The sequence below is a fragment of the Pseudomonas sp. LS2P72 genome, from assembly GCF_054897865.1.
Window position 1 is genome coordinate 160,900 of sequence record NZ_CM142708.1, and the last position, 22,884, is coordinate 183,783.

The following is a 22,884-nucleotide window of genomic DNA, read 5'->3' on the forward strand; positions in this document are numbered from 1 at the left end:
CCTGCTCGCGATGGGGCCCTTACAGGCTAGGCAGCAACTTCGCCGCGACCAACTCATTCAGGCAACGGGTAGCCAGCAGTTCAGTCGCCGCATTGATGTCCGGTGCGAAGAAGCGGTCTTTCTCATAGAAAGGCACTTCGGCACGCAGAATCCCGCGAGCTTTTTCGAGTTTTGGCGAGGTCTTCAAGCCATCGCGCAGATCCAGACCCTGGACCGCAGCCAACCATTCCACCGCGAGAACGCCGCGAGTGTTTTCGGCCATTTCCCACAGGCGCTTGCCGGCAGCCGGGGCCATGGAAACGTGGTCTTCCTGGTTCGCGGAAGTCGGCAGGCTGTCCACCGAATGCGGATGGGACAACGCCTTGTTCTCGCTGGCCAGAGCCGCAGCGGTCACCTGGGCGATCATGAAGCCGGAGTTCACGCCGCCATTGGCCACCAGGAACGGCGGCAGTTGCGACATGTGCTTGTCCATCATCAGCGAGATACGACGTTCGCTCAGGGAACCGATTTCCGCGATGGCCAACGCCATGTTGTCGGCGGCCATGGCAACCGGTTCGGCGTGGAAGTTACCGCCGGAGATCACGTCGCCTTCAGCGGCGAATACCAGCGGGTTGTCCGAAACGGCGTTGGCTTCGATGGCGAGCACTTCGGCGGCCTGACGGAACTGGGTCAGGCAGGCGCCCATGACTTGCGGCTGGCAGCGCAGGGAGTACGGGTCCTGGACCTTTTCGCAGTTCTGGTGCGAGTCGGAGACTTCACTGCGCTCGCCCAGCAGATCGCGGTAAGCGGCAGCGGCGTCGATCTGACCTTTCTGGCCACGAGCGGCGTGAATGCGAGCATCAAACGGCGAGCGTGAGCCCAATACCGCTTCAACGGTCAGTGCGCCCAGCGCCACAGCGCCAGCGAACAGATCCTCACCTTCGAACAGACCACGCAGCGCGTAAGCGGTGGACACCTGAGTGCCGTTGAGCAGCGCCAGACCTTCTTTCGCGGCCAGGGTCAATGGAGTCAGACCGGCCACTTTCAGCGCTTCGGTCGCTTCCAGCCACTCGCCTTTGTAGCGCGCCTTGCCTTCACCCAGCAGTACCAGCGACATGTGGGCCAAAGGCGCCAGGTCGCCGGATGCACCCACCGAACCTTTCAATGGAATGTGCGGGTAAACCTCGGCGTTGATCAGGGCGATCAGCGCGTCGATGACTACACGACGAATGCCGGAGAAACCACGGCTCAGACTGTTGACCTTGAGCACCATGACCAAGCGAACCAGTGCGTCGCTGATCGGCTCGCCAACACCGGCGGCGTGGGACAGCACCAGCGAGCGCTGCAGGTTTTCCAGGTCTTCGCTGGCGATACGGGTCGACGCCAGCAGGCCGAAACCGGTGTTGATGCCATAGGCGGTGCGGTTCTCGGCGAGGATCTGTTCCACGCAGGCAACGCTGGCTTCGATCTGCGCCGAGGCGCTGTTGTCGAGGGTGATTTTGACCGGTTGCTGATAAACATCACGCAGTTGGGCAAGGCTCAGTTGGCCGGGAATCAAATTAAGCGCAGTCACATCATTCTCCTTTTGAGAGTCTTTTATTAACTCACCAGACGCTCCGGAGATGTCCGTTGTCCGTCGCGTCTCGCTTTTGGGGAGCCGCGCCTTGGCACGCTGGTGTGGTGGGAATCAGTTCAGGTTCGGTAAAGCCTTGTGAAGCAAAATCGGGTCTTTCAACACGCCGGCAGCGGCGGCGATGTCCGGTGCCAGCCAGCGGTCCTGGTCGTAGGCTGGGACTCGCTCACGCAGCAGACGCCAGGCGGCATCGGTGCCGGCGCCGAAGCATTGCTCTTTCAGGAATTCAAACGCCTGAGCCGCCAGCAGGTACTCGATGGCGAGGATCTGCGTGCAGTTTTCCAGTGCGCGATGCAGCTTCAGCGCCGCGTTGGTGCCCATGCTCAAGTGATCTTCCTGCAGGCCCGAGGTGACGTAGTTGTCGAGTACCGCCGGTTGCGCCAACTGACGGTTTTCCGCACACAGCGAAGCGGCGACGTACTGGACGATCATCATCCCGGAATTCACCCCCGGATTGGCCACCAGGAATGCCGGCAAACCGCTGACATGCGGGTTGATCAGGCGATCCAGGCGACGTTCGGCAATGGAGCCGATTTCAGCCATGGCGATGGCCAGCAAATCCGCCGCCAAGGCCACGGATTGACCGTGCGGGTTGGCCTGGGACACCACTCGGAAGTCGTCCGGCGTGCCCAGCAGCATCGGATTGTCGGTGACCGAGTTGAGTTCGGTTTCGATCTGCTTTTTCGCGTGCTCAAGCTGATCTCGAGCGGCGCCGTGAACTTGCGGAATCGAGCGAATGCTCAATGCATCCTGAGTACGAATGCCTTTGCTGCTGGCAATCACTTCACTGCCATCGAGCAACGCGCGCAGGTTGATGCCAACTTGCTGCATGCCTGGGTGAGGCTTGAGCGCGATGATCTCGGCATCGAATGCAGCAATTTGACCGCGCTGGGCTTCGAAGCTCATGGCGCCGATCACGTCGGCCCATTGCACCAAACGCGTCGCGTCGGCGATTGCCAGGCAGCTGAGGCCGGACATGCACGGCGTGCCGTTGACCAGGCACAGGCCATCTTTGGCGCCCAGTTGAACCGGTTGCAGACCTTCTTCGGCCAGGGCTTGCTGCGCGGAAACGATCTGCCCGCGATAGCTGACATTGCCGACACCCAGCAGCGCAATGCTGATGTGGGCCATGTGGGTCAGATAACCCACCGAACCCTGGGACGGCACTTGCGGGGTGATGCCGCGATTGAGCAGCGCCAACAGCGCTTCGACCACCCGGCGATGAATGCCGGATTTGCCGTGGCTGTAGTTGCGAATGGCGGCGCAGATGATTGCGCGGGTCTGTTCGTCGGCCAGTGGCGCGCCAACGCCACAGGCGTGACTGAGCAGGGTGTTGCGCGACAGTTGGCTGAGTTGCTCGTCTTTGAGCGAGACATTGCACAGCGCGCCGAGGCCCGTGTTGACGCCATAGGCGCGCTCGCCGCTGACGACGATGCGCTGGACGATTGCCTGGGCATTTTCGATCCGCGTCCAGACCTGTGGTGACAGCTCAAGCTGTGCGCCATGGCGGGCGACGGCGACCACATCCTGCCAACGCAACGGGGCGTCGGCGATAACGATTTTTTCAGCCTGGGACATCATTAACCTCATGCGTACAACCTGAATATTTATGCAGCTTTACCGACGCAATCGCGAGCAAGCTTTGCTCCTACGGGGTTCACCGCGGACCTGTAGGAGCAAGGCTTGCCCGCGATGAGGCCAGCACAGACACCGCAAGGCTCTTAAACCACCGCAGCCCGCCGCTGTACAAACCGATCGACATACTCATCCGCCGGCGAATGCAGGATCTCTCGTGGCGTGCCGACCTGAATCAGGCGGCCATCCTTGAGAATCGCAATGCGGTTGCCAATGCGTACGGCCTCGTCGAGGTCGTGGGTGATGAAGACGATGGTCTTGTGCAGGGTCTTTTGCAGCTCCAGCAACTGGTCCTGCATCTCGGCGCGAATCAGCGGGTCGAGGGCACTGAAGGCTTCGTCCATCAGGATGATGTCGGTGTCCGCCGCCAACGCGCGAGCCAGGCCCACACGCTGACGCATGCCGCCCGAGAGCTGATGCGGGTATTTGTTTTCGTAGCCCTTGAGGCCCACGGTGTTGATCCAGTGCAACGCGCGCTCGGAGCACATTTGCTTGGTCTCGCCCCGCACTTTCAGGCCGTAGGCGACGTTATCCAGCACGGTCTTGTGCGGCAGCAGGCCGAAGCTCTGGAACACCATGCTGATCTTGTGCCGGCGAAATTCGCGCAGGGCTTCCATGTCGTATTGCAGGATGTCCACGCCGTCCACCAGGATCGCGCCGCTGGTCGGGTCGATCAGGCGATTGAAGTGGCGCACCAGGGTGGACTTGCCGGAACCCGACAAGCCCATGATCACGAAAATCTCGCCGGTGTCGATGCTCAGGGACAAATCGTTCACGCCGACCACACAGCCGGTTTCGGACAGCACCTGATCCTTGGTTTTGCCCTGGCCGATCATGGCCAGCGCATCCTTGGAACGGTTACCGAAAATCTTGAAGACGTTTTTGACTTCGATCTTGCTGATGGCTTCGTTGTTCATTTGCTCACCTCATGCCGTGGCCGACCATACGCCTGAGTGATGCGGTCGATAACCACTGCCAGAATCACGATCGCCAGGCCGGCCTCAAGACCACGTCCGACGTTGAGGGTCTGAATCCCCACCAACACGTCTTCGCCCAAGCCACGGGCGCCGATCATCGAGGCAATCACTACCATCGACAGGGCCATCATGGTGGTCTGGTTAATCCCGGCCATGATGCTCGGCAGGGCCAGCGGCAGTTGCACGCCAAACAGTTGCTGCCAGCGGTTGGCACCGAAAGCGTTGATCGCTTCCATCACTTCGCCGTCGACCTGGCGAATACCCAAATCAGTCAGGCGGATCAGCGGTGGTGCGGCGTAGATCACGGTGGCGAAAATCGCCGGGACCTTGCCCAGGCCGAACAGCATCAGCACCGGGATCAGGTACACGAAACTCGGCATGGTCTGCATGATGTCCAGCAACGGCATCAGCACCGAACGCAGGCGATTGCTGCGCGCCGAAAGAATGCCCAGCGGAATGCCGATCAGCACCGAAATGACGGTCGCCACCATCATCAGCGCCAGGGTTTGCATCAGCTTGTCCCAGAGGCCGACCGCACCCACCAGGAACAACAAGCCTACGATCACGGCGGTGGTCACGACTTTGCGGGTCGCGTGCCAGGCAACGCCCGCGACGATGGCCAGCATCAGCCACCAGGGCGCCGCACGCAGCAGCCCTTCAAGATTGACGATCGCCCACAACAGGGTGTCGGAGATGCTGCGGAACACATCGCCGTAGTTGGTGACCAGCGAATCGACCCAACTGTTGACCCAGTCGGCGATGGAAAAGGTAAAGCTTTCGGGAAACATAAAAAGACTCTCAATCAAGGGGTTGCGATCAAGCATCCGACTGCCGCTCAGGGCAGCCGGAGAGTCTTGACCTACAAGGCCGCGTCGATCTTTTTGGCTGCGTCTTCGCTCACCCATGCGTGCCAGACTTCAGGATGTTCCTTGAGGAAGATTTTCGCCAGTTTTGGTGACTCGATCCGCTCTTTGGCCATGCGCCCGAGGTTCTGATTCAGCAGGTCGATTGGCAGGTTGACCTTCTCCAGAACAGCCACCAGTTCCGGGGCTTGCTCGTGGAAGGTCTTGGACAGGCCGACCTTGATGGTCACTTCCTTGTTCACGCCTGGTTTCTCTTCGAGTTTGACCAGGTCAACCTGGCCCATCAGCGGGGTTGGCGACCAGTAGTAGAACAGGATCGGCTCGCCACGCTTGTAGCTCGACAGCACCGCGGCATCCAGCGCCGGACCGGTGCCCGGACGGAAGTTGGTGTAGGTGCTTTCCAGGCCGTAGCTTTTCAGCATTTCGCTGTTATCCAGCTCACAGGTCCAGCCGGCCGGGCAGTTATAGAAACGGCCCTTGGATGGCTCTTCCTGATCCTTGAACACTGCAGCGTATTTGCCCAGATCGGCAATCGCTTTCAGGTCCGGAGCTTTAGGCTCCAGCTTGCGCTTGGCGTCGCCTTCGATCACGTAACGCGGCACGTACCAGCCTTCGACTGCACCCACGACAGGCGCGCCGACACCGACGACCTTGCCGGCCTTCTCGGCCTTGTTCCAGACTTCACTGCGGCCGACCCATTCTTCGGCGAACACTTGAATGTCGTTGCTGCTCAGGGCGTTCTCCATGGTGATGGAGTTACCTGGCAGGCTGTCGACTTTGCAGTCGTAGCCTTTCTCCAGCACCACCTGCATGACGTCGGTCAGCAGCATGCCGCTTTCCCAGTTCAGGCCGGCAAATTTCACCGGTTTGCCCGACTCGCACCAACCCGCCGCCTGAGTGGCGCCGGCGCTGGCCAGCAGGCCCATGGAAAGCAATGTGGTCAGCAGGGTCTTGTTCGATTTCATTGTGTGACGCTCCTAATCATGAGTTGGCTTACGGCAGTCAAGAGGCATCCAGCCCTGTCCACGTCCAATCAGGCCTGCGCCGAAGCGCGACCGGCCCCGCTTGTTATAGGTGCTGCATCGCTGTCCTGCTCGACCGGCAGAATCAGGTGATCGGGTACTGCGCTGTGCCATTTTTTCGCGCACACGTAATACAGGGCTGCGGGAAGTACCAGGCCGATGATCCAGGAAATATCCACGCCACCCAGAGCGTCCACCAGCGGACCGGTGTAGAACTTGGTAGAGATGAACGGCAGTTGCACCAGCACACCGAAGACATAGACGCTGATACCGAGGGCGTTCCAACGGCCGTAGCGACCTTTGGGATCGGCCAGTGCCGGCACGTCATAGCGCTCGCGGGTGATGCAGTAGTAGTCCACCAGGTTGATCGCGCTCCATGGCGTGAAGAACGCCAGCAGGAACAGGATGAAGGACTTGAACGCACCGAGGAACGAGTGCTGACCGAGCAACGCGATCAGGGTCGCAGTGCCGACGATGGCCAGCACGAAGACCAGACGCTGCAAGTGCGTTACCCGCAGGTTGCCTCGGAAACCACTGATGATGGTCGCAATGCACATGAAGCTGCCGTACGAGTTCAGCGTGGAGATGGTGACCTTGCCAAACGCGATGCTGAAATACAGCAACGCAGCGGTGGCACCGGTACCGCCCAAACCAACGATGTAGGCCACTTCGTGTCCGGCGAACTGCCCGTTGGCCGAAGCGGCGGCAAACACGCCGAGGATCATCGCCACTTGTGCGCCAATCACCGAACCCGCGCCAGCGGCGAAAAAGGTTTTCACCGAGGACGTGCTGCTCGGCAGGTAGCGTGAATAGTCAGCCACGTAAGGACCGAAGGCGATCTGCCAGGACGCCGCGAGCGATACCGCAAGCAGAAAACTGCTCCAGCTGAAGTGGCGGATTTGCAGGAGTGCACCCACGTCCGTCTGGCTCATCAGGCGGCTGAACAGGTAAACAAAGGCAATCACACCAATGACGCTGGCGACACGGCCGATCCAATGGATCACCCGATAACCGAGCACCGTCACCAGCACAATGACACTGGCGAAGATCAGGATGCCGACGCTATCGCTGACACCAAACAACTGGCCCAGCGCCTGACCGGAAAGAACGGTTCCCGTTGCGGTGAAGCCGAGGTACATCAGACAGACCAGCACGATCGGGATGGCCGCGCCATACACGCCGAACTGTACCCGGCTGGATATCATCTGCGGCAGGCCAAGCTTGGGCCCTTGTGCGGCATGCAGCGCCATTACGCCACCGCCGAGCAGTTGACCGATCAACAGACCGATCAACGACCAGAACACGTCACCGCCCAGCACCACGGCCAGGGCCCCGGTGACAATCGCGGTGATTTGCAGGTTGGCACCCATCCACAGGGTGAACTGGCTCAACAGACGACCGTGTCTTTCCGCTTCCGGGATGTAGTCGATCGAACGTTTCTCGATCAACGGTTTACTGCCTGCACGATCGCTGTTAACAGCCATGATTCAACCTCTGTGGATTGTTCTGGATATACCGGTTGTTGTGTTGGCTTTTGTGGGAGTGAGCCTGCTCGCGATAGCGGTTTTTCAGTCAACGCAGATGTTGAATGTTCCGCCCTCATCGCGAGCAGGCTCGCTCCCACAGGGTTTTTTATTTACCGGTAATCATCGGCAGGTTCAGCCCTTGCTCCTTGGCGCAGTCGATCGCGATCTGATAACCCGCATCGGCGTGACGCATGACACCGGTAGCCGGGTCGTTGTGCAGGACGCGAGCGATACGCTCGGCCGCTTCGTCAGTACCGTCACAGACAATCACCATGCCCGAATGCTGGGAGAAACCCATGCCGACGCCGCCGCCGTGGTGCAGGGAAACCCAGGTTGCGCCGCTCGCGGTGTTGAGCAGAGCGTTGAGCAGTGGCCAGTCGGACACGGCATCGGAACCGTCCTGCATGGATTCGGTTTCGCGGTTCGGGCTGGCTACCGAACCGGAGTCCAGGTGGTCGCGACCGATCACGATTGGCGCGGACAATTCACCGCTGCGCACCATTTCGTTGAATGCCAGACCGAGCTTGGCGCGCAGGCCCAGGCCAACCCAGCAGATACGTGCCGGCAGACCCTGGAAGCTGATGCGCTCACGCGCCATGTCCAGCCAGTTGTGCAGGTGCGCGTCGTCCGGGATCAGTTCTTTGACCTTGGCGTCGGTTTTGTAAATGTCTTGCGGATCGCCCGACAGTGCAGCCCAACGGAACGGACCGATGCCACGGCAGAACAGCGGACGGATGTAAGCGGGTACGAAGCCTGGGAAGTCGAATGCGTTCTCGACGCCTTCTTCTTGGGCCATCTGACGGATGTTGTTGCCGTAGTCGAAGGTCGGAATACCCATCTTCTGGAATTCGAGCATCGCTTTAACGTGTACAGCCATCGATTGCTTGGCGGCTTTGACGACGGCGGCAGGCTCGGTCTTGGCGCGAGCGCGGTATTCGTCCCAGGTCCAGCCGGCTGGCAGGTAACCGTTAAGCGGGTCGTGGGCGCTGGTCTGGTCGGTGACCATGTCCGGGCGCACGCCACGCTTGACCAGTTCCGGCAGGATTTCAGCCGCGTTGCCCAGCAGAGCAATGGAAATCGCTTTGCCTTCTTTGGTGTATTTGGCGATGCGAGCCAGAGCGTCGTCGAGGTCAGTAGCTTGCTCATCGACATAACGGCTGTTCAAACGGAAGTCGATACTGACTTGCTGGCATTCGATGTTCAGCGAGCAAGCGCCGGCCAGTGTCGCGGCCAGAGGTTGAGCGCCGCCCATGCCGCCGAGGCCTGCGGTCAGGACCCAACGACCTTTCAGGTCATCGTTGTAGTGTTGGCGACCGGCTTCGACGAAGGTTTCGTAGGTGCCTTGAACGATGCCCTGGCTACCGATGTAGATCCAGCTGCCGGCAGTCATCTGGCCGTACATGGCCAGGCCTTTGGCGTCGAGTTCGTTGAAGTGTTCCCAACTCGCCCAGTGCGGCACCAGGTTGGAGTTGGCGATCAGCACGCGCGGGGCGTTGCTGTGGGTCTTGAACACGCCGACCGGTTTGCCGGATTGCACCAGCAGGGTCTCGTCGTCATTCAGGTTGGTCAGGCTTTCGACGATCTTGTCGTAGCATTCCCAGTTACGCGCCGCACGACCGATACCACCGTAAACCACCAGTTCTTTAGGGTTCTCGGCGACTTCCGGGTCGAGGTTGTTCATCAGCATGCGCAGCGGCGCTTCAGTCAGCCAGCTCTTGGCGGTCAGCTTGTTACCGCGGGCAGCGCGGATTTCAACGTCACGAAACTTGGTCATTTTATTGTCAGTCACGAAAGAGACTCCTCAGCGATCAATCCAAACCAACCCTGGCGGTGGGTAAGCCAGCCTGTGCGCGTCAAAGCAACACAAGCGAATCAGTGGACGTTGCGAGGAGTCTCGATCGACTCATACGCATACGTCTTTACTTGTACATACAAGCATATGCAATCAAGCGGCCAACTTGCTGGATGAGTGTTCAAGAAAATTTTTGAAAGGGCTGGAAAGCGTCTGGATCAAGGGCTCTGGCACAGATGAAATTTTTCGGGGGGATTTTGCGAGGGCATGGCGGCTGTTACTTGAGCGTGGTTTTGCGCCACGCTGGGGCGTTCGGTAACAAAGTGGTGCGCGATGGGGAACACGGGTAGAAGACTGCTTTTGTGGCGAGGGGATTTATCCCCGTTGGGCTGCGCAGCAGACCTTTTTTTGGGGCTGCTACGCAGCCCAACGGGGATAAATCCCCTCGCCACATTAGATTTCTTCAGCAGTTAATCAGCGTGCGGTCAGCTCGATCACACAGCACAGGCCGTTGCTGGAGACTTCCAACAGACCCACGTTACCGTCGAGTCGCAGGCAATCATGGCGACCCAATTGTGCGTCGTGGCTACCCACCTTCGCTTCCAGCGCATCGGTGACACTGAAGACGATCACGGTGCCAGCCGAAGTGAAAAACCGTTGCTCACCCTCCAGCCAGTGCAATCGCGCGTCGTAACGCTGCGGCGCATAAATCAGGTTGAAATCGCGAATCGGCCCGCCCAGCAAGGTGCAGGTAACGTGGCTCTCACCGCTGAAAGCAAACGGCTCCAACGGTAACAACGGCTGCGTGTCCTGACCATCGACACGCAACGTCATGCCGTCACCTTGCAGCACGGTAATGACGCGCTCGTAACCGGCAAACATTGAGAAGCCGCCGGACTCAGCGATATCGGCAATCGACAGGCGCCAGCCGAAACCATCAAGGCCAACACCCGCATCACGGGTGATTTCTTCAGTGCTGCCGCCACCGTTTTTCCACGGCATGCGCGGATAATCAACTGCGCGTAAAACCTTCAATTCATTCATTTATGAAAGCGTCCTTCCAGACGATGACGGGAACCAGGATGGATCAAACGGGCGGCGGTCACTGGCTGACGACCGGACCAGGTGCGGCGACGAATCAGCAGGCACGGCTCGCCCTTTTCAATCTGCAGCAACTTGCACTCGCTGGCCTCAGCCAGAATCGCCTCGACCACGTGCTCGCCTTCCGTCAGCGGCGCGACCTGGTTCAGATAGGCGTATGGCGTTTGCAGGGTGAAGTCCTGCTTGAGGTAGTCCGGCGCCACCAGTGCGTTGACGAAACGGTCTTCGATTTGCACCGGGATGTCATTTTCGAAATGCACGATCAGCGAGTGAAAGACTTTCTGGCCTTCGCGCATGTCCAGCGCCAGTGCGCGCTCGGAACCGGCGGCCTCTTCTTCGAGGGTGATGACCTTGCAGGTGTGGCGATGGCCACGGGAGGCGATTTCGTCGGCGATGTTGTGGACTTCAAATAGCGCGGACTGACTTTTCGGCTCGGCGACAAAAGTGCCGACGCCCTGCATGCGCACCAGCAGACCGTCGGCGGTCATCTCGCGCAGGGCGCGGTTGATGGTCATGCGGCTGAAACCCAACTGATTGACCAGCTCGCTTTCCGACGGAACGCGGTAGTGCGGCGGCCAGTTTCCACTGTCGATTTGCTGGGTGATCATCTGTTTGACGCGGGCGTACAAGGGCGCCGGACTGTCGCCCAGATTGGCGCTCAGATTGGCATTCGGCGGCAATGTGGCAGACGGAGTTGGCACGGTTAATCCTTGTTCGTTTAGTAAAGGTTGCTAGCTTGCCGGAGTTTACCGAGCAGGCAAACGTCTGTATATGTATATACAAATAACACACGATGGGGTGCTGAACCATGTCCGCCTTCTTTGCCGAACGCGCGCTGCTGCCTAGTGGATGGGCCAACAATGTACGTCTTGAGGTCAGCGCCGATGGCGTGTTGACCCATATCCAGGCCGATTCCAACGCAGATGGCGCCGAACGGCTAAGCGGTCCGCTGCTGCCGGGTATGCCGAATCTACACTCCCACGCCTTCCAGCGGGCCATGGCCGGGCTGGCGGAAGTGGCGGGTAATCCGAATGACAGTTTCTGGACCTGGCGCGATTTGATGTATCGCCTCGTCGGAAAAATCAGCCCGGATCAACTCGGCGTCATCGCCCGTCAGCTGTACATCGAAATGCTCAAGGCCGGTTACACCTCGGTCGCGGAATTTCACTACGTACACCACGACACCAACGGCCAGCCTTACGCGGACCCGGCCGAGCTGGCGCTGCGCATCAGCCAGGCCGCCAGCTCCGCCGGTATCGGCCTGACCCTGCTGCCGGTGCTCTACAGCCATTCCGGTTTCGGCGGCCAGGCCCCGAACGAAGGCCAGCGCCGCTTTATCAACAGCACCGAAAATTACCTCACGCTTCAATCGCGCTTGCAGCCGATCCTGGCGCAGCAACCGGCGCAGTCGTTGGGTTTATGTTTCCACTCGTTGCGCGCAGTAACACCGCAGCAAATCAGCGAAGTGCTGGCGGCCAGCGACAAGCAGTGCCCGGTGCACATTCACATTGCTGAACAGCAGAAGGAAGTCGACGACTGCCTGAGCTGGAGTGGCCGCCGTCCGCTGCAATGGCTGTACGAGAACACCGAAGTCGATCAGCGCTGGTGCCTGGTTCACGCGACTCACGCCAACCCGGAAGAAGTAACGCTGATGGCCAGGAGTCGCGCCATCGCCGGCCTATGCCTGACGACCGAAGCCAACCTCGGCGACGGGATCTTCCCGGCGGTGGATTTCCTCGCTCAGGGCGGGCGCATGGGCATCGGTTCCGACAGCCATGTGTCATTGAGCGTGGTGGAAGAGTTGCGTTGGCTGGAATACGGCCAGCGTCTGCGTGATCAACGGCGTAATCGTCTGTATGGCGCGGATCAGCCGATGGTTGGCCGCACGCTGTACGACGCGGCGCTGGATGGCGGCGCTCAAGCGCTGGGTCAGTCGATTGGTACGCTGGAAGTTGGCAAACGTGCGGATTGGCTGGTGCTGGATGGCAACGATCCGTACCTGGCGACAGCCAGCGGCGACGGGATTCTCAATCGTTGGTTGTTTGCCGGTGGTGATCGTCAGGTGCGGGATGTGCTGGTCAATGGCCAGTGGGTTGTGCGCGACGGGCGTCATGCGGGCGAAGAAGAAAGTAACCGCGCGTTCACCCAAGTCCTGCGCGATCTGTTGGGCTAACACAAAAAAATGTGGGAGCGAGCCTGCTCGCGATAAGGCCGTCCAATTCAACAGAAGTGTTGATGACAGACCGCTATCGCGAGCAGGCTCGCTCCCACCGTTTTTGATATTCGGCGACCGTCAGTTCGAGGTCTTGGCCATCTGCGTATCGGTCGCGCGCCAGATCAGCCGCGTAGTGTCGTAGCCCTGCTGACGTGCCTTGCTCAGCAGTTCCTCACGCACTACACCATTGACCGTCGGGGTCCGTGACAGCAGCCACAGGTACTTGCGGCTCGGGTCGCCAACAATGGCGGTCTTGTAGTCATCGCTGACGTACAACACCCAGTACTCACCCTTCGCCGCACCCGGAATCAACCGCGAAAACCAGGTATCGAACTCGACCCACAACTTGTCGGTTTTACCTGGCTCCTGTGGCCAGGCCACACCTTTGGCCTCTTCCCATTGCCAGTCCGCCGTCAGGCAGCGATTGAGCACCAACACCTTGCCGTCAGGCTTGAGCGTGTAATGGGCTTCGGATTGCGCGCAGTTGCGCTGGAAATACATCGGCAGACGAGCCAACTCGTACCAGGTCCCTTGGTACTTCTTGAGATTGACGCTGTTGACGGTTTTCGGTGCCAACGGATCTACGCCGGAAGTGGCGCAGCCGGCCAATACCAGGCCGGCTAAAAGGACTATCAGTAACCGCATCATTATTTTTCTCCCGTGGGCGCATAGCCCCGGATTACTTCAGGCCTTGGCCGGAAAACATCAGCACTTTGTCACCGGCGTACTGCACGCTGATAAAGCTGTTCTTGTCGCCCCAAGTGCAACTGGACATGCCCAGCGCGCCCGAGCAATCGGAGGGTTTGCCCAGCAAGGTTTCTACTTCGGCCTTGGGCATGCCTGACGACAGCTTCGAGTAGTTTTCCTGATTAACCTTGCTGCACGCGGCCAGCAACACGCAGAACGAAAGCAGGGCGATAGAACGCAGCGACATGGTGTAGCTCCTGGGGCGAAGGGGAATGGCATGGCTGCCAAGCTGAAGCTTAGAAGAGAAAACCCCTGTCTGGTTCCCTGGCTGGCCGGCTATTTCTCAGGCCGCTCGTCTGCCTTGTTGCGACAAATCAGCAACTTTCTTTCGCTATTGAGTATTTCGTCGGTTTTCACAAAATCCGCCTAATCTTTGGCGCCGGTCAGTCGACATAAAAACAGCGCAAACCCCACCACTGTGGCAAATTGACGCCCCCTTTGTTGACCAGCCTCTCCGCGGTAGCTCTCTTAATGACCAGAAACATGAAGTTCAGCCACAAGATCTTGTTGGCTGCCGCCCTCGTGGTGGCCGTTGCATTCGCTTGTTTCATCCTCTTCAACGACTACCGCCAGCGGCAAACCCTGCGCAGCAGTACCGAATCCTCGATGCAGGAACTCGGCAGCCTGACCACCAGCAACATCCAGACCTGGCTGGAAAGCCGCATTCAGTTGCTGCAATCGCTGTCCCAGCAGATCGCCGTGGACGGCAGCGCCCAGGCCAACCTCAAGCGCGCCATCGACCTGCCCGCCTACACCAGTAATTTTCAGCTGAGCTACTTCGGTGGCACCGACGGCGTGATGTTCTCGGTCCCGGCCGGCAATCGTGCCGCGGATTACGACCCCCGCGCCCGCGGCTGGTACAAGGCGGCCAACAGCGCACAACAGACCATCGTCACCGAACCCTACATCGCCGCGTCGTCGGGCAAACTGGTGATCACCGTCGCCACCCCGGTGAAACATCAGAATCAAATGATCGGCGTCGCCGGTGCAGACATCGACCTGTCCAGCGTCAGCGCGATCATCAACTCGCTGAACTTCGGCGGCCACGGCCACGCGTTTATCGTCAGTGCCGACGGCAAGATCCTGATTCATCCGGACAGCAAACTGGTGCTCAAGAGCCTGACCGACGCCTACCCGAACGGCGCGCCGAAAGTCAGCCCAGGCATGAAAGAAGTCGAGATCGACGGCAAGACTCAGTTCATTTCCTTTACCCACGTCAACGGTGTGCCCTCGGCAGACTGGTACGTGGCGCTGGTGCTGGATCAGGACACCGCGTTCTCGATGCTCAGCGAATTTCGCACCTCGGCGATCATCGCCATGGTCATTGCCGTGGTGATCATCATCGCGCTGTTGGGCATGCTGATCAGCTTCCTGATGCAGCCGCTGTTGACCATGGGCCGCGCCATGCATGACATCGCCGAAGGCGAAGGTGACCTGACCAAACGCCTGACCATTCACGGCCAGGACGAATTCGGTGCGCTGGGCACTTCGTTCAACCGTTTTGTGGAGCGTATTCACACCTCGATTCGCGAAGTGTCCTCGGCCACCGGCCAGGTCAACGAAGTCGCCTTGCGTGTGGTTGCCGCGTCGAACTCGTCGATGTTCAACTCCGACCAGCAAGCCTCGCGCACCAGCAGCGTCGCCGCCGCCATCAACGAGCTGGGCGCCGCCGCCCAGGAAATCGCTCAGAACGCCGCCCTCGCCTCGCAGCATTCGAGCGATGCTCGCGCATTGGCCGAAGACGGTCAGCAAGTCGTGGATAAAACCATCGCGGCGATGCAGCAGCTCTCGGCGAAGATCAGCGATTCGTGCGGCAACATCGAAACGCTCAACAGCAACACCGTGAACATCGGGCAGATTCTGGAAGTGATCACCAGCATCTCCCAGCAGACCAACCTGCTGGCACTCAACGCAGCCATCGAGGCGGCCCGTGCCGGTGAAGCCGGTCGTGGTTTTGCCGTGGTGGCAGATGAGGTGCGTAACCTCGCGCACCGTACTCAGGATTCGGCGCAGCAAGTGCAGAAGATGATCGAGGAACTGCAAATCGGCGCCCGGGAAGCCGTGATCACCATGACCGACAGCCAGCGCCAAAGCGAAAGCAGCGTCGGCATCGCCAACCAGGCGGGCGAACGCCTGGGCAGCGTGACTCAGCGTATCGGTGAGATCGACGGGATGAACCAGTCGGTCGCCACTGCGACGGAAGAGCAGACGGCGGTGGTGGAGTCGATAAACGTCGACATTACCGAGATCAACACGCTGAATCAGGAAGGCGTGGAGAACTTGCAGGCGACCTTGCGCGCGTGTTCAGACCTTGAGCAGCAGGCGGCGCGGCTTAAACAGTTGGTCGGCAGCTTCCGGATTTAAGCTGCTTTCACTGGCCTCATCGCCAGCAGGCTGGCTCCCACAGGGGATGTGTGAACAACACAAACCCAATGTGGGAGCCAGCCTGCTGGCGATGACGGCATCAGCCGCGATGAAGATTTAAAACCTTGAACCAGGCCCCGAAAGAAACTCCATCTCCTCAGCCGTAGACTCCCTTCCCAACACCGCATTGCGATGCGGAAACCGTCCAAACCGCGCAATCACTTTCTGATGCCGCTCGGCATAATCCAGGTTATCGGCAAACACCGCCCGATCAGCCTCAGGCTGCTGCGCCACCAGATCGATAAACCGCGAAACCGCTTCGTTCTGCACCGCCAGATTCTCGCAATGCTCAAACACCAAGTAGATGAACACTCGCTGGATCGGCCGCAACTGCCGATCGAAATCCGCAGCAATACCTTGCGCCACGAGTGCCTGAGCCCTGAGATCACCTGAAAAGGATTTGGGAGTGTCGCGATAGATCATTCGGGGGAGTTGGTCGAGCAGCAGCACCAAGGCCAGCCAACCTTCGGGGCGTTGCGCCCACTCGGTCAATCCGCCGGCCAGTGCCTGCTCGACCCAGTCCCCGAAACGCGTGCGCGCTTCGAGGTCCTGGCTGTCGCGCTTGCCGAACCATAACTTGCCCTTGTCAGCCGCTATTTCGTTGGGGGATTCGAAAGAACCGAACCACCATTCGAGCAACGGCTGCCAGGGCGCGGTCATGGTTTATTCCTTGTGGTAAGCCGTGACGCGTGCGACTTCTTCTTTCGAGCCGAGGAACACCGCTACGCGCTGGTGCAAGCCGTCAGGCTTGATGTCGAGGATACGCTGATGGCCATCGGTGGAAGCGCCACCGGCCTGTTCAACCAGGAACGACATCGGGTTGGCTTCGTACATCAGACGCAGCTTGCCCGGCTTGGACGGCTCGCGGCTGTCGCGTGGGTACATGAACAAGCCACCACGGGTCAGGATGCGGTGCACGTCCGCGACCATCGCGGCGACCCAGCGCATGTTGTAGTTCTTTTTCAGCGGGCCTTCTTCGCCAGCCAGCAATTCGCTGACGTAGCGTTGTACCGGAGCTTCCCAATGACGCTGATTGGACGCGTTGATCGCGAATTCCTGAGTGGACTCCGGAATCTTGATGTCTTCATGGGTCAGGACGAAGCTGCCCATTTCGCGGTCCAGGGTGAAGCCTTTTACGCCGTCGCCCAAGGTCAGGATCAACATGGTCTGTGGACCGTAGATCGCGTAACCGGCAGCCACTTGCTCGGTGCCTGGCTGCAGGAAAGCCTTTTCGTTCAAGGGCTCGTTTTGGCTCAGGTATTCGTTCGGGCAACGCAGCACCGAGAAGATAGTACCGACCGGCGCGTTGATATCGATGTTCGACGAGCCGTCCAGTGGGTCGAATACCAGCAGGTACGCGCCTTTCGGGTATTTGCCCGGGATCTGGTAGGCGTTGTCCATTTCTTCGGACGCCATGCCGGCCAGGTGACCGCCCCATTCGTTGGCTTCGAGCAGGATCTCGTTGGAGATCACGTCGAGTTTCTTCTGCACTTCACCTTGGACGTTTTCGGTGCCCATGCTGCCCAGAACACCACCGAGGGCGCCTTTGGACACGGCGTGGTTGATCTCTTTGCAAGCACGCGCCACCACTTCGATCAGGAAACGCAGATCGGCAGGGGTGTTATTGCTACGGGTCTGCTCAATCAAATAGCGACTCAGGGTAACGCGGGACATGGAAGGCTCCGGTGGAATGGGGGGCTAAAAACCCGCGCAGTTTAACGCGAGTCGGGGCGCATTTCCTCCTATCAGACGTGTTACACCCAATAGAGTTCATGCGCCCGGTTGAGCGTAGTTCGAAACCGGCATTTTTACCGACCTGGAAACCGCCATCGCGAGCAGGCTCGCTCCCACATGGGAATGCGGAACCTGTGGGAGCGAGCCTGCTCGCGATTGGGGTGCGCAGCACCCGCCTTCAAGGCTTGACCGGCGGCTTGCGCAACAGACTGAACGCCATCGCGGCCAGAAACAAAACACTGAGCAGCAACACCGCCCACAACCCGAATTTCTTCCAGTTGGTGTCTGTCGTCGCAGCCGTTGTCACGGTCGACGCTGGTGTGACCACCGCCCCGTCCTCCACCGTTGCCTTGCCCAATGTTGCCAATTTTGCAGCGTTGTAATCCGGAATCAACGTCGCCAGCGGCAGGTTCGCCGCCTTCACTGTGGCACTGCCCAGCGCGAGCGTATAAGGCCCCGCTCCGCGCGCCAGGAACACCAATTGAATGGAGCGCACGGCGAACCGCACAGTCGGAGCCTCGGCACCCAAGCCGCCGCCACGCTCGTCCACCGTCAGCTTCAACTGCTGAACGGTTTGCCCCGACAACTGCAATTCGTTCTGCACCACGTCCTGGCCACTCTGGGTCAGGCGATAGAGCAAACCGCTGCCCAGCGGCTGCCACGGCAGGCTGCTTTCCCGACGACCGGACAAGGTCACGGGCGCCAAACTGTTGGGCTGACTCAACTCGACCTGCAAGCGCTCGACATTCAGCCCCATGGGTAATTGCCAGGTGTATTCACCGGCCTTTACGCTGCTGCCGGCCAGCGGTTGCGACCAGACAAGCGGTAGCGGCAGGCTGCGGGTCTTGGCGCTTTGCAGTTGCGCCGAGGTCAATGTCGGTGCCGATTGCGGCGTGTTCCACAGCAAGCGCAGATAACGGGCCGACTGACCCGGCAAGGCGACTTCATGTTGTTCGACCCGCTCGTCGGCAAACGTCAGGCGTGCCACCTGCCCTTCGCCCCATGATTGCCAATGCTGCAGGTCGTCGCTGGCTTCGATGGTGAAACGCTGGAAACCATCGCGTTCGCTGGTCCAGTCGAGGATCAATTGCTGCAGCGGTGCCTTGATGGCGCTGGCGTCGAGCAACCAGCCGCGCAGTATTTCTTCGCCCGCCTCCAGCTGACTGGACGGCTGCACTTCGACCAGCGTGCCATTGGCGCTCGATTGCACCCGCACGCTCGGTGCGTGCTCGGTCGAATCCGCCGAGTTGTACAGCGGGAACCATTTCACGTCAGTCAGGGTGCGGTTGTCGCTGGTCTGCGCCGGCGCGCGCGCCAAGGCATACGCCTGAGCCTCACCGGCGGCGTTGAACACGCGCACATCGCTGAGATCGGTTTGCCGCGCATTCAATTGCACGCTCAATGGCAATTCGAGGCGATACCACGGACCTTCGCCGCTGACCGACAACGGCACCTGCGTGGCGAAGTCCGCCAGTTTTTCCTGAGCACTGGCCGACAGCGCCACACCCAGCGCAACAGCGCCCAACCAGACACGGTTCAGCTTCTGACTCAAGACGACACTCCTTCGGTTTGCGGGACCGGTTTTTCAGCCTCCGGCACAGCATCAAAGCGCTTGGGCGGCAACGGGGCGAAATAGCCCACCACCAACAGCAACACGCCAACGCCGATAAACGAGACGATCCGGGCGAGTCCGCCGCGGTTGCTCAATTCGACAAAGAACAGTTTGGCCACCACCACACCGATCAGCGCCGCACCGATCAGCCAGACTTCGCGGCGATGACGCAGATGGCCGCCGATCATCAGACTCAGGGCCATCAAGGTCCAGACGATGGACAGACCGGCCTGCACCAGCATGGATTCAAGCAACGCATCCAGCTCGAACGGCACACCGCCCCAATGATGGGCCGTGCGCATCACCAGCGCCGTGAAGAACACAAACAGCGAGGCGCCAGCGATCAGTTGCGTGGCGTGATCGGCATAGTCCTTGCGAATCGCGAGTTGCGCCACGGCGCTGCGGGACCACACGTAGACGCCGAACAGCGCAAACAGCAGACCCAACTCCAGCGGGTTGATCAGCGGCACGTAAGGCAACGGCTCGGCGGTGCCGTCGCTGACGACGTTCGCCAGCCAGAACCAGCCGAGCATCAGCAACGCCAGCGGTGCCGCCGCATACACACGGTATTCGCGCGAATACGCCGACACCGGCCATGGCCAGGCACGGGGCGCGGCCATCAGCACCAGATACAGGCTCGGCAGAATCGCCCAACCCAACCAGCGCCAGGCGTTGTACTGCTCGGACAACAGCAACAGGCCGTAACGCAGCTCCAGGGCCAACACACCGATCAATAGCCAGCAGCCGAGCACATGGGCGGTACTGAGGGCGCGCGCCGGCAACATCGGTGCCAGACGCCGCAGAGAGAGGAAATGCACCACGAACACGGCCGCCCATACCAGCCAACCAAAATTGGCCGCCGGGTGATACCGCGAGTGCCACGCAGCCAACAACACCAAACCGGCCGCAGGCATCAGCAAGGTGCAGAGCAAGCCCAGCGACGACCATTTCAGGCGCAGCGCCAAGACTGTCCACTGCGCTACGCTCAGCGCCGCGACCGCCAGCAACAACGTCGCTTGTAGATTCAACGGTGCGAAGCGCAGCACTTCACTGATCCACGCCAGCGCCCACCAAGCCGCGCCCCACACCAGCAGCACTTCAGACAAACGCTGCAAGCTCAGCACATCGAAGGCCGAAGCATGATTGCCGAGCTGCAAGCGCCAGGCGCCAACCATCGCAGCCAAACCCAACACCAGCGGCGTCCAGAAACCGCTATGAGCCAGAGGCTTCAATCCTTCGCTCGCAAGCGGCCCGAGCACATCAGGCCCGGCCATCAGGAACGCCGCGCCGCCGATGACCTGCAACAGCAGACCGAAGACAAAACTCACGCGCTGCTTGAGGTACAGACTCAGCCAGATGATGAACAAACCACTGGCCGCCCATACCGCACTCGCCGTTTGCCAAGGCAGGACGAACAGCACCGCCAGATTGATCAACACCAGACCGGCCAGCAGCACCACCGACAAACCGCGCAGCAATCGCACGTCGCTGCGGACCATCTCATCGCGCGCCGCCAGCAGCATGCCAGCGATCAGCGCCAGACCGATCAACGATGCGCTCAGCAGACCGCTCCAACCTGCACTGAACACAGCGCCGGACTCACCGCTCGAACCCTGCAGCCGCAGCAGGAACAACGCACCGCCGAGCAACTGCACGGCGAACGCGGTGAACAGGAATGTACGCGATTGCAGACGCAAGCCAACAAACAACGTCGCCAACCCCGCCAGCGCCCAACTGATCGCGGTGCCGTGAGTCAAGAAGAACAACGGCGCCAGCAGATAGAGAAAGGTCAGACCGAGGCAGGCCAACACTGGCAGCCCTTTGCGCTCCCATTCCGACGTCTGCTCGGGCAAGGCTTTGCGCAGTTGGTAGAAACTGAACAGCAACGCCACGCCAAGCATCAGCGCGCCCAACGGTGCCCCTTCCAGCAGGCTGCTTTCACCGATCCGCAGTTCGCTGATAAACGCCAAGGCCGAGCCCAATTGCAGCAGCAAGGCAAAGGCTCGGGCCAGCGGTCGTTGCTGACGCAGGCCAAGCCAGAAGATGCCGGCGCCTTCGACAGCCCAGGCAGCAGCTGTCCAGCGCGCATCGAGCCCCAATGGAATCGCCAGGCTGGCAAAGATCACCCCCAGCGCCAGACAGGTTTCAGCCAGCAACAATGCTCGTCCGCCCATCAGCCGCCGCGCCAGGCCCATGTAAATCATGCCCAACGCCAACGCGCTGAAGGCTGCGGCGAATTCCAGGTGCTGGACCAACGCGAACTGCAAACCGAAGCCCACCAACGGAGGACCGAACAGCATCGTGCCGTCGACGTAATCGCCCTTGCGCGCCGACCAGTGCAGCAGCGCTTCACGACTGTCGTCCTCGGGTGCGTCGCTCATTTCCAGCAACTTGCGTCGGGCGAACAGCAGACCAATGGCCAGGTACATCAGGAAAAACACAACCAGGAACGGCTCGGTGCTCCACAGCAGTTCCGGGGTATAGGAACGCAGGCCCCAGGCGAAACCGATGCCGAAGGTGCCGACGAAACCGATCAGGTTGAGCAGCCGCCAGGCCTTGAACCAGGCGATGGCGAGGATGCCGGCGTTGAGCAAGGCGAAATAGCTGAACAGCGCGACATGGTTGCCGGCACCGGTGGAGGTCAGGATCGGCGCAGCAAAACCGCCCAATGCTGCAGCGGCAGCGAGGCCCAAGGCATCCTGGGTGATGGCGAGGATCGCCGAGAACACCGTCACCGCGACCAGCAGGCCTAACGCCGCCGTAGGATCGAGCAGCGGATGCAGGCGCATCGCAGCAAACACGGTCAGGTACAACACCGCGATCCCGGTGCCTTGCAGCATCAACGCGTAATGGCTGTTGCGTGTTCTAAGCCACCAACCCAGGCCGAGCAGGCCCAACGCGGCCGCCGCAACACCGGCGTAACGCAACTCGATCGGCACCACCATGCCTTCGGTGGCGTAACGCAGCAGGAAGGCCAAGCCGAGAAACAACAGCACCACACCGACCCGCAACACGGTGTTGCCGCCGAACAACCAGTTGCGGGCGCCGCTGATGGCGCGGTCGATAAAGTTCGGGCCACGCGGGATGGCGGGTTGTTGCGGTTCGCGGGCGACCGGTTCGGGTTTCCAGGCATCGACGGGCACTGGACGGCTCGCTTCGGCGGCGGCCGCGGTAATCGGTTCCAGTTCGGGAGGGAGTTCCCAGATCAGCTCCGGGGCTTCGACAGGGATTTCGTCGAGCGTGAATTCAGGAGACGGCGCGGGTTCGTGGGTTTCCGGCGTCTTGACGCCAGACACTTCCAGCAATGACAGCCGTTGCTGCACCGCACTCAGCGCGATCTGAGCCTGATCAAGTAGCTTACGTTGCTCGTCAGCTTGTGAACCCAAGCGGCCAATGCGAATGGCCTGGCCAATTCCCAACCCGAGCAGCGCGCCCAGCAGCGCATCGCTGAACGACTCGTCGAGTACCCAGCCCAGCACCAGCCCCATCAGCATGAACATCCATTGCATGGTCGATATCCCTAAGCGGCCCATTGCCTTGTGGCGTCTGCGCTGACGTCATCGCGGGCAAGCCTTGCTCCTACAGAAGAACGCGATCCCTGTAGGAGCAAGGCTTGCCCGCGAT

General features: G+C 60.3%; 18 protein-coding genes. 3 read left to right on the forward strand and 15 right to left on the reverse strand.

The annotated features are described in order from the left end of the window. Positions 1-19 precede the first annotated feature (19 nt). From hutH (ACYZUA_RS00660) to hutC, 9 genes are all read right to left on the reverse strand, one after another. On the reverse strand, positions 20-1,552 hold the full coding sequence (hutH, locus tag ACYZUA_RS00660) for a histidine ammonia-lyase (RefSeq protein ID WP_461961691.1): 1,533 nt from the start codon (positions 1,550-1,552) through the stop codon (positions 20-22). Positions 1,553-1,666: 114 nt separating this feature from the next. After that, a complete protein-coding gene (gene hutH / locus ACYZUA_RS00665; protein ID WP_461964164.1) occupies positions 1,667-3,190 on the reverse strand; it encodes a histidine ammonia-lyase in 1,524 nt (507 codons plus the stop codon). Positions 3,191-3,333: 143 nt separating this feature from the next. Beyond that, positions 3,334-4,164, reverse strand: a complete 831-nt coding sequence (locus ACYZUA_RS00670) for a quaternary amine ABC transporter ATP-binding protein (RefSeq protein ID WP_461961692.1) — start codon at positions 4,162-4,164, stop codon at positions 3,334-3,336. Continuing rightward, entirely contained in the window at positions 4,161-5,012 is an 852-nt protein-coding gene (locus tag ACYZUA_RS00675; RefSeq protein WP_074872803.1) for an ABC transporter permease, read from the reverse strand. Before ACYZUA_RS00675 ends, ACYZUA_RS00670 begins: the two co-directional genes overlap by 4 nt. A 71-nt stretch (positions 5,013-5,083) precedes the next feature. Then, positions 5,084-6,052: an ABC transporter substrate-binding protein gene (locus ACYZUA_RS00680; protein WP_461961693.1), complete on the reverse strand. Its 969-nt coding sequence runs from the start codon at positions 6,050-6,052 to the stop codon at positions 5,084-5,086. A gap of 68 nt (positions 6,053-6,120) precedes the next feature. Further along, complete coding sequence (locus tag ACYZUA_RS00685; protein ID WP_461961694.1) at positions 6,121-7,593, reverse strand: purine-cytosine permease family protein; 1,473 nt, start codon at positions 7,591-7,593, stop codon at positions 6,121-6,123. Positions 7,594-7,741: 148 nt separating this feature from the next. Next, complete coding sequence (gene hutU, locus ACYZUA_RS00690; protein WP_461964166.1) at positions 7,742-9,409, reverse strand: urocanate hydratase; 1,668 nt, start codon at positions 9,407-9,409, stop codon at positions 7,742-7,744. A gap of 492 nt (positions 9,410-9,901) precedes the next feature. Next, positions 9,902-10,471 carry a HutD/Ves family protein gene (locus tag ACYZUA_RS00695; RefSeq protein WP_461961695.1) on the reverse strand — a complete coding sequence of 190 codons (570 nt, stop codon included), beginning with the start codon at positions 10,469-10,471 and terminating at the stop codon, positions 9,902-9,904. After that, positions 10,468-11,136, reverse strand: coding sequence for a histidine utilization repressor (hutC, locus tag ACYZUA_RS00700; protein ID WP_236713266.1), 669 nt, complete (start codon positions 11,134-11,136; stop codon positions 10,468-10,470). Before hutC ends, ACYZUA_RS00695 begins: the two co-directional genes overlap by 4 nt. Positions 11,137-11,336: 200 nt before the next feature. On the opposite strand from hutC, the gene ACYZUA_RS00705 reads away from it, so the two are divergent. Beyond that, the gene (locus tag ACYZUA_RS00705) at positions 11,337-12,701 is read left to right on the forward strand and encodes a formimidoylglutamate deiminase (protein ID WP_461961696.1); all 1,365 of its coding nucleotides are present in this window, start codon (positions 11,337-11,339) and stop codon (positions 12,699-12,701) included. A 120-nt stretch (positions 12,702-12,821) separates the two neighbouring features. Here ACYZUA_RS00705 and ACYZUA_RS00710 read toward each other — a convergent pair whose 3' ends face one another. Both ACYZUA_RS00710 and ACYZUA_RS00715 read right to left on the reverse strand, forming a co-directional pair. Continuing rightward, a complete protein-coding gene (locus ACYZUA_RS00710) occupies positions 12,822-13,391 on the reverse strand; it encodes a lipocalin family protein (RefSeq protein ID WP_461961697.1) in 570 nt (189 codons plus the stop codon). A 31-nt stretch (positions 13,392-13,422) separates the two neighbouring features. Further along, positions 13,423-13,677 (reverse strand): hypothetical protein, encoded by a 255-nt coding sequence (locus tag ACYZUA_RS00715; protein WP_461961698.1) that lies wholly within the window; start codon positions 13,675-13,677, stop codon positions 13,423-13,425. Positions 13,678-13,707: 30 nt separating this feature from the next. On the opposite strand from ACYZUA_RS00715, the gene ACYZUA_RS00720 reads away from it, so the two are divergent. Both ACYZUA_RS00720 and ACYZUA_RS00725 read left to right on the forward strand, forming a co-directional pair. Continuing rightward, a complete protein-coding gene (locus ACYZUA_RS00720; RefSeq protein WP_461961699.1) occupies positions 13,708-13,860 on the forward strand; it encodes a hypothetical protein in 153 nt (50 codons plus the stop codon). A 101-nt stretch (positions 13,861-13,961) separates the two neighbouring features. Beyond that, complete coding sequence (locus tag ACYZUA_RS00725) at positions 13,962-15,854, forward strand: methyl-accepting chemotaxis protein (protein ID WP_461961700.1); 1,893 nt, start codon at positions 13,962-13,964, stop codon at positions 15,852-15,854. Positions 15,855-15,971: 117 nt separating this feature from the next. Here the strand turns inward: ACYZUA_RS00725 and ACYZUA_RS00730 are convergent, their stop codons facing one another. From ACYZUA_RS00730 to ACYZUA_RS00745, 4 genes are all read right to left on the reverse strand, one after another. Continuing rightward, the gene (locus ACYZUA_RS00730) at positions 15,972-16,574 is read right to left on the reverse strand and encodes a DUF924 family protein (protein WP_461961701.1); all 603 of its coding nucleotides are present in this window, start codon (positions 16,572-16,574) and stop codon (positions 15,972-15,974) included. Between the two features lie 3 nt (positions 16,575-16,577). Continuing rightward, positions 16,578-17,588, reverse strand: a complete 1,011-nt coding sequence (locus ACYZUA_RS00735; RefSeq protein ID WP_461961702.1) for a class 1 fructose-bisphosphatase — start codon at positions 17,586-17,588, stop codon at positions 16,578-16,580. Positions 17,589-17,826: 238 nt separating this feature from the next. After that, complete coding sequence (locus tag ACYZUA_RS00740) at positions 17,827-19,200, reverse strand: DUF3999 domain-containing protein (RefSeq protein WP_461961703.1); 1,374 nt, start codon at positions 19,198-19,200, stop codon at positions 17,827-17,829. Then, positions 19,197-22,769: a DUF2339 domain-containing protein gene (locus tag ACYZUA_RS00745; RefSeq protein WP_461961704.1), complete on the reverse strand. Its 3,573-nt coding sequence runs from the start codon at positions 22,767-22,769 to the stop codon at positions 19,197-19,199. The genes ACYZUA_RS00740 and ACYZUA_RS00745 overlap by 4 nt, the downstream gene beginning before the upstream one ends. Positions 22,770-22,884 lie beyond the last annotated feature (115 nt).

Excerpts from the sequence above, each read along its gene's own strand:
- hutH (WP_461964164.1), bottom strand. The coding sequence starts at position 3,190 with ATGTCCCAGGCTGAAAAAATCGTTATCGCCGACGCCCCGTTGCGTTGG.
- ACYZUA_RS00670 (WP_461961692.1), bottom strand. The coding sequence starts at position 4,164 with ATGAACAACGAAGCCATCAGCAAGATCGAAGTCAAAAACGTCTTCAAG.
- ACYZUA_RS00675 (WP_074872803.1), bottom strand. The coding sequence starts at position 5,012 with ATGTTTCCCGAAAGCTTTACCTTTTCCATCGCCGACTGGGTCAACAGT.
- ACYZUA_RS00680 (WP_461961693.1), bottom strand. The coding sequence starts at position 6,052 with ATGAAATCGAACAAGACCCTGCTGACCACATTGCTTTCCATGGGCCTG.
- ACYZUA_RS00685 (WP_461961694.1), bottom strand. The coding sequence starts at position 7,593 with ATGGCTGTTAACAGCGATCGTGCAGGCAGTAAACCGTTGATCGAGAAA.
- hutU (WP_461964166.1), bottom strand. The coding sequence starts at position 9,409 with ATGACCAAGTTTCGTGACGTTGAAATCCGCGCTGCCCGCGGTAACAAG.
- ACYZUA_RS00695 (WP_461961695.1), bottom strand. The coding sequence starts at position 10,471 with ATGAATGAATTGAAGGTTTTACGCGCAGTTGATTATCCGCGCATGCCG.
- hutC (WP_236713266.1), bottom strand. The coding sequence starts at position 11,136 with ATGATCACCCAGCAAATCGACAGTGGAAACTGGCCGCCGCACTACCGC.
- ACYZUA_RS00705 (WP_461961696.1), top strand. The coding sequence starts at position 11,337 with ATGTCCGCCTTCTTTGCCGAACGCGCGCTGCTGCCTAGTGGATGGGCC.
- ACYZUA_RS00710 (WP_461961697.1), bottom strand. The coding sequence starts at position 13,391 with ATGATGCGGTTACTGATAGTCCTTTTAGCCGGCCTGGTATTGGCCGGC.
- ACYZUA_RS00715 (WP_461961698.1), bottom strand. The coding sequence starts at position 13,677 with ATGTCGCTGCGTTCTATCGCCCTGCTTTCGTTCTGCGTGTTGCTGGCC.
- ACYZUA_RS00720 (WP_461961699.1), top strand. The coding sequence starts at position 13,708 with ATGGCTGCCAAGCTGAAGCTTAGAAGAGAAAACCCCTGTCTGGTTCCC.
- ACYZUA_RS00725 (WP_461961700.1), top strand. The coding sequence starts at position 13,962 with ATGACCAGAAACATGAAGTTCAGCCACAAGATCTTGTTGGCTGCCGCC.
- ACYZUA_RS00730 (WP_461961701.1), bottom strand. The coding sequence starts at position 16,574 with ATGACCGCGCCCTGGCAGCCGTTGCTCGAATGGTGGTTCGGTTCTTTC.
- ACYZUA_RS00735 (WP_461961702.1), bottom strand. The coding sequence starts at position 17,588 with ATGTCCCGCGTTACCCTGAGTCGCTATTTGATTGAGCAGACCCGTAGC.
- ACYZUA_RS00745 (WP_461961704.1), bottom strand. The coding sequence starts at position 22,769 with ATGCAATGGATGTTCATGCTGATGGGGCTGGTGCTGGGCTGGGTACTC.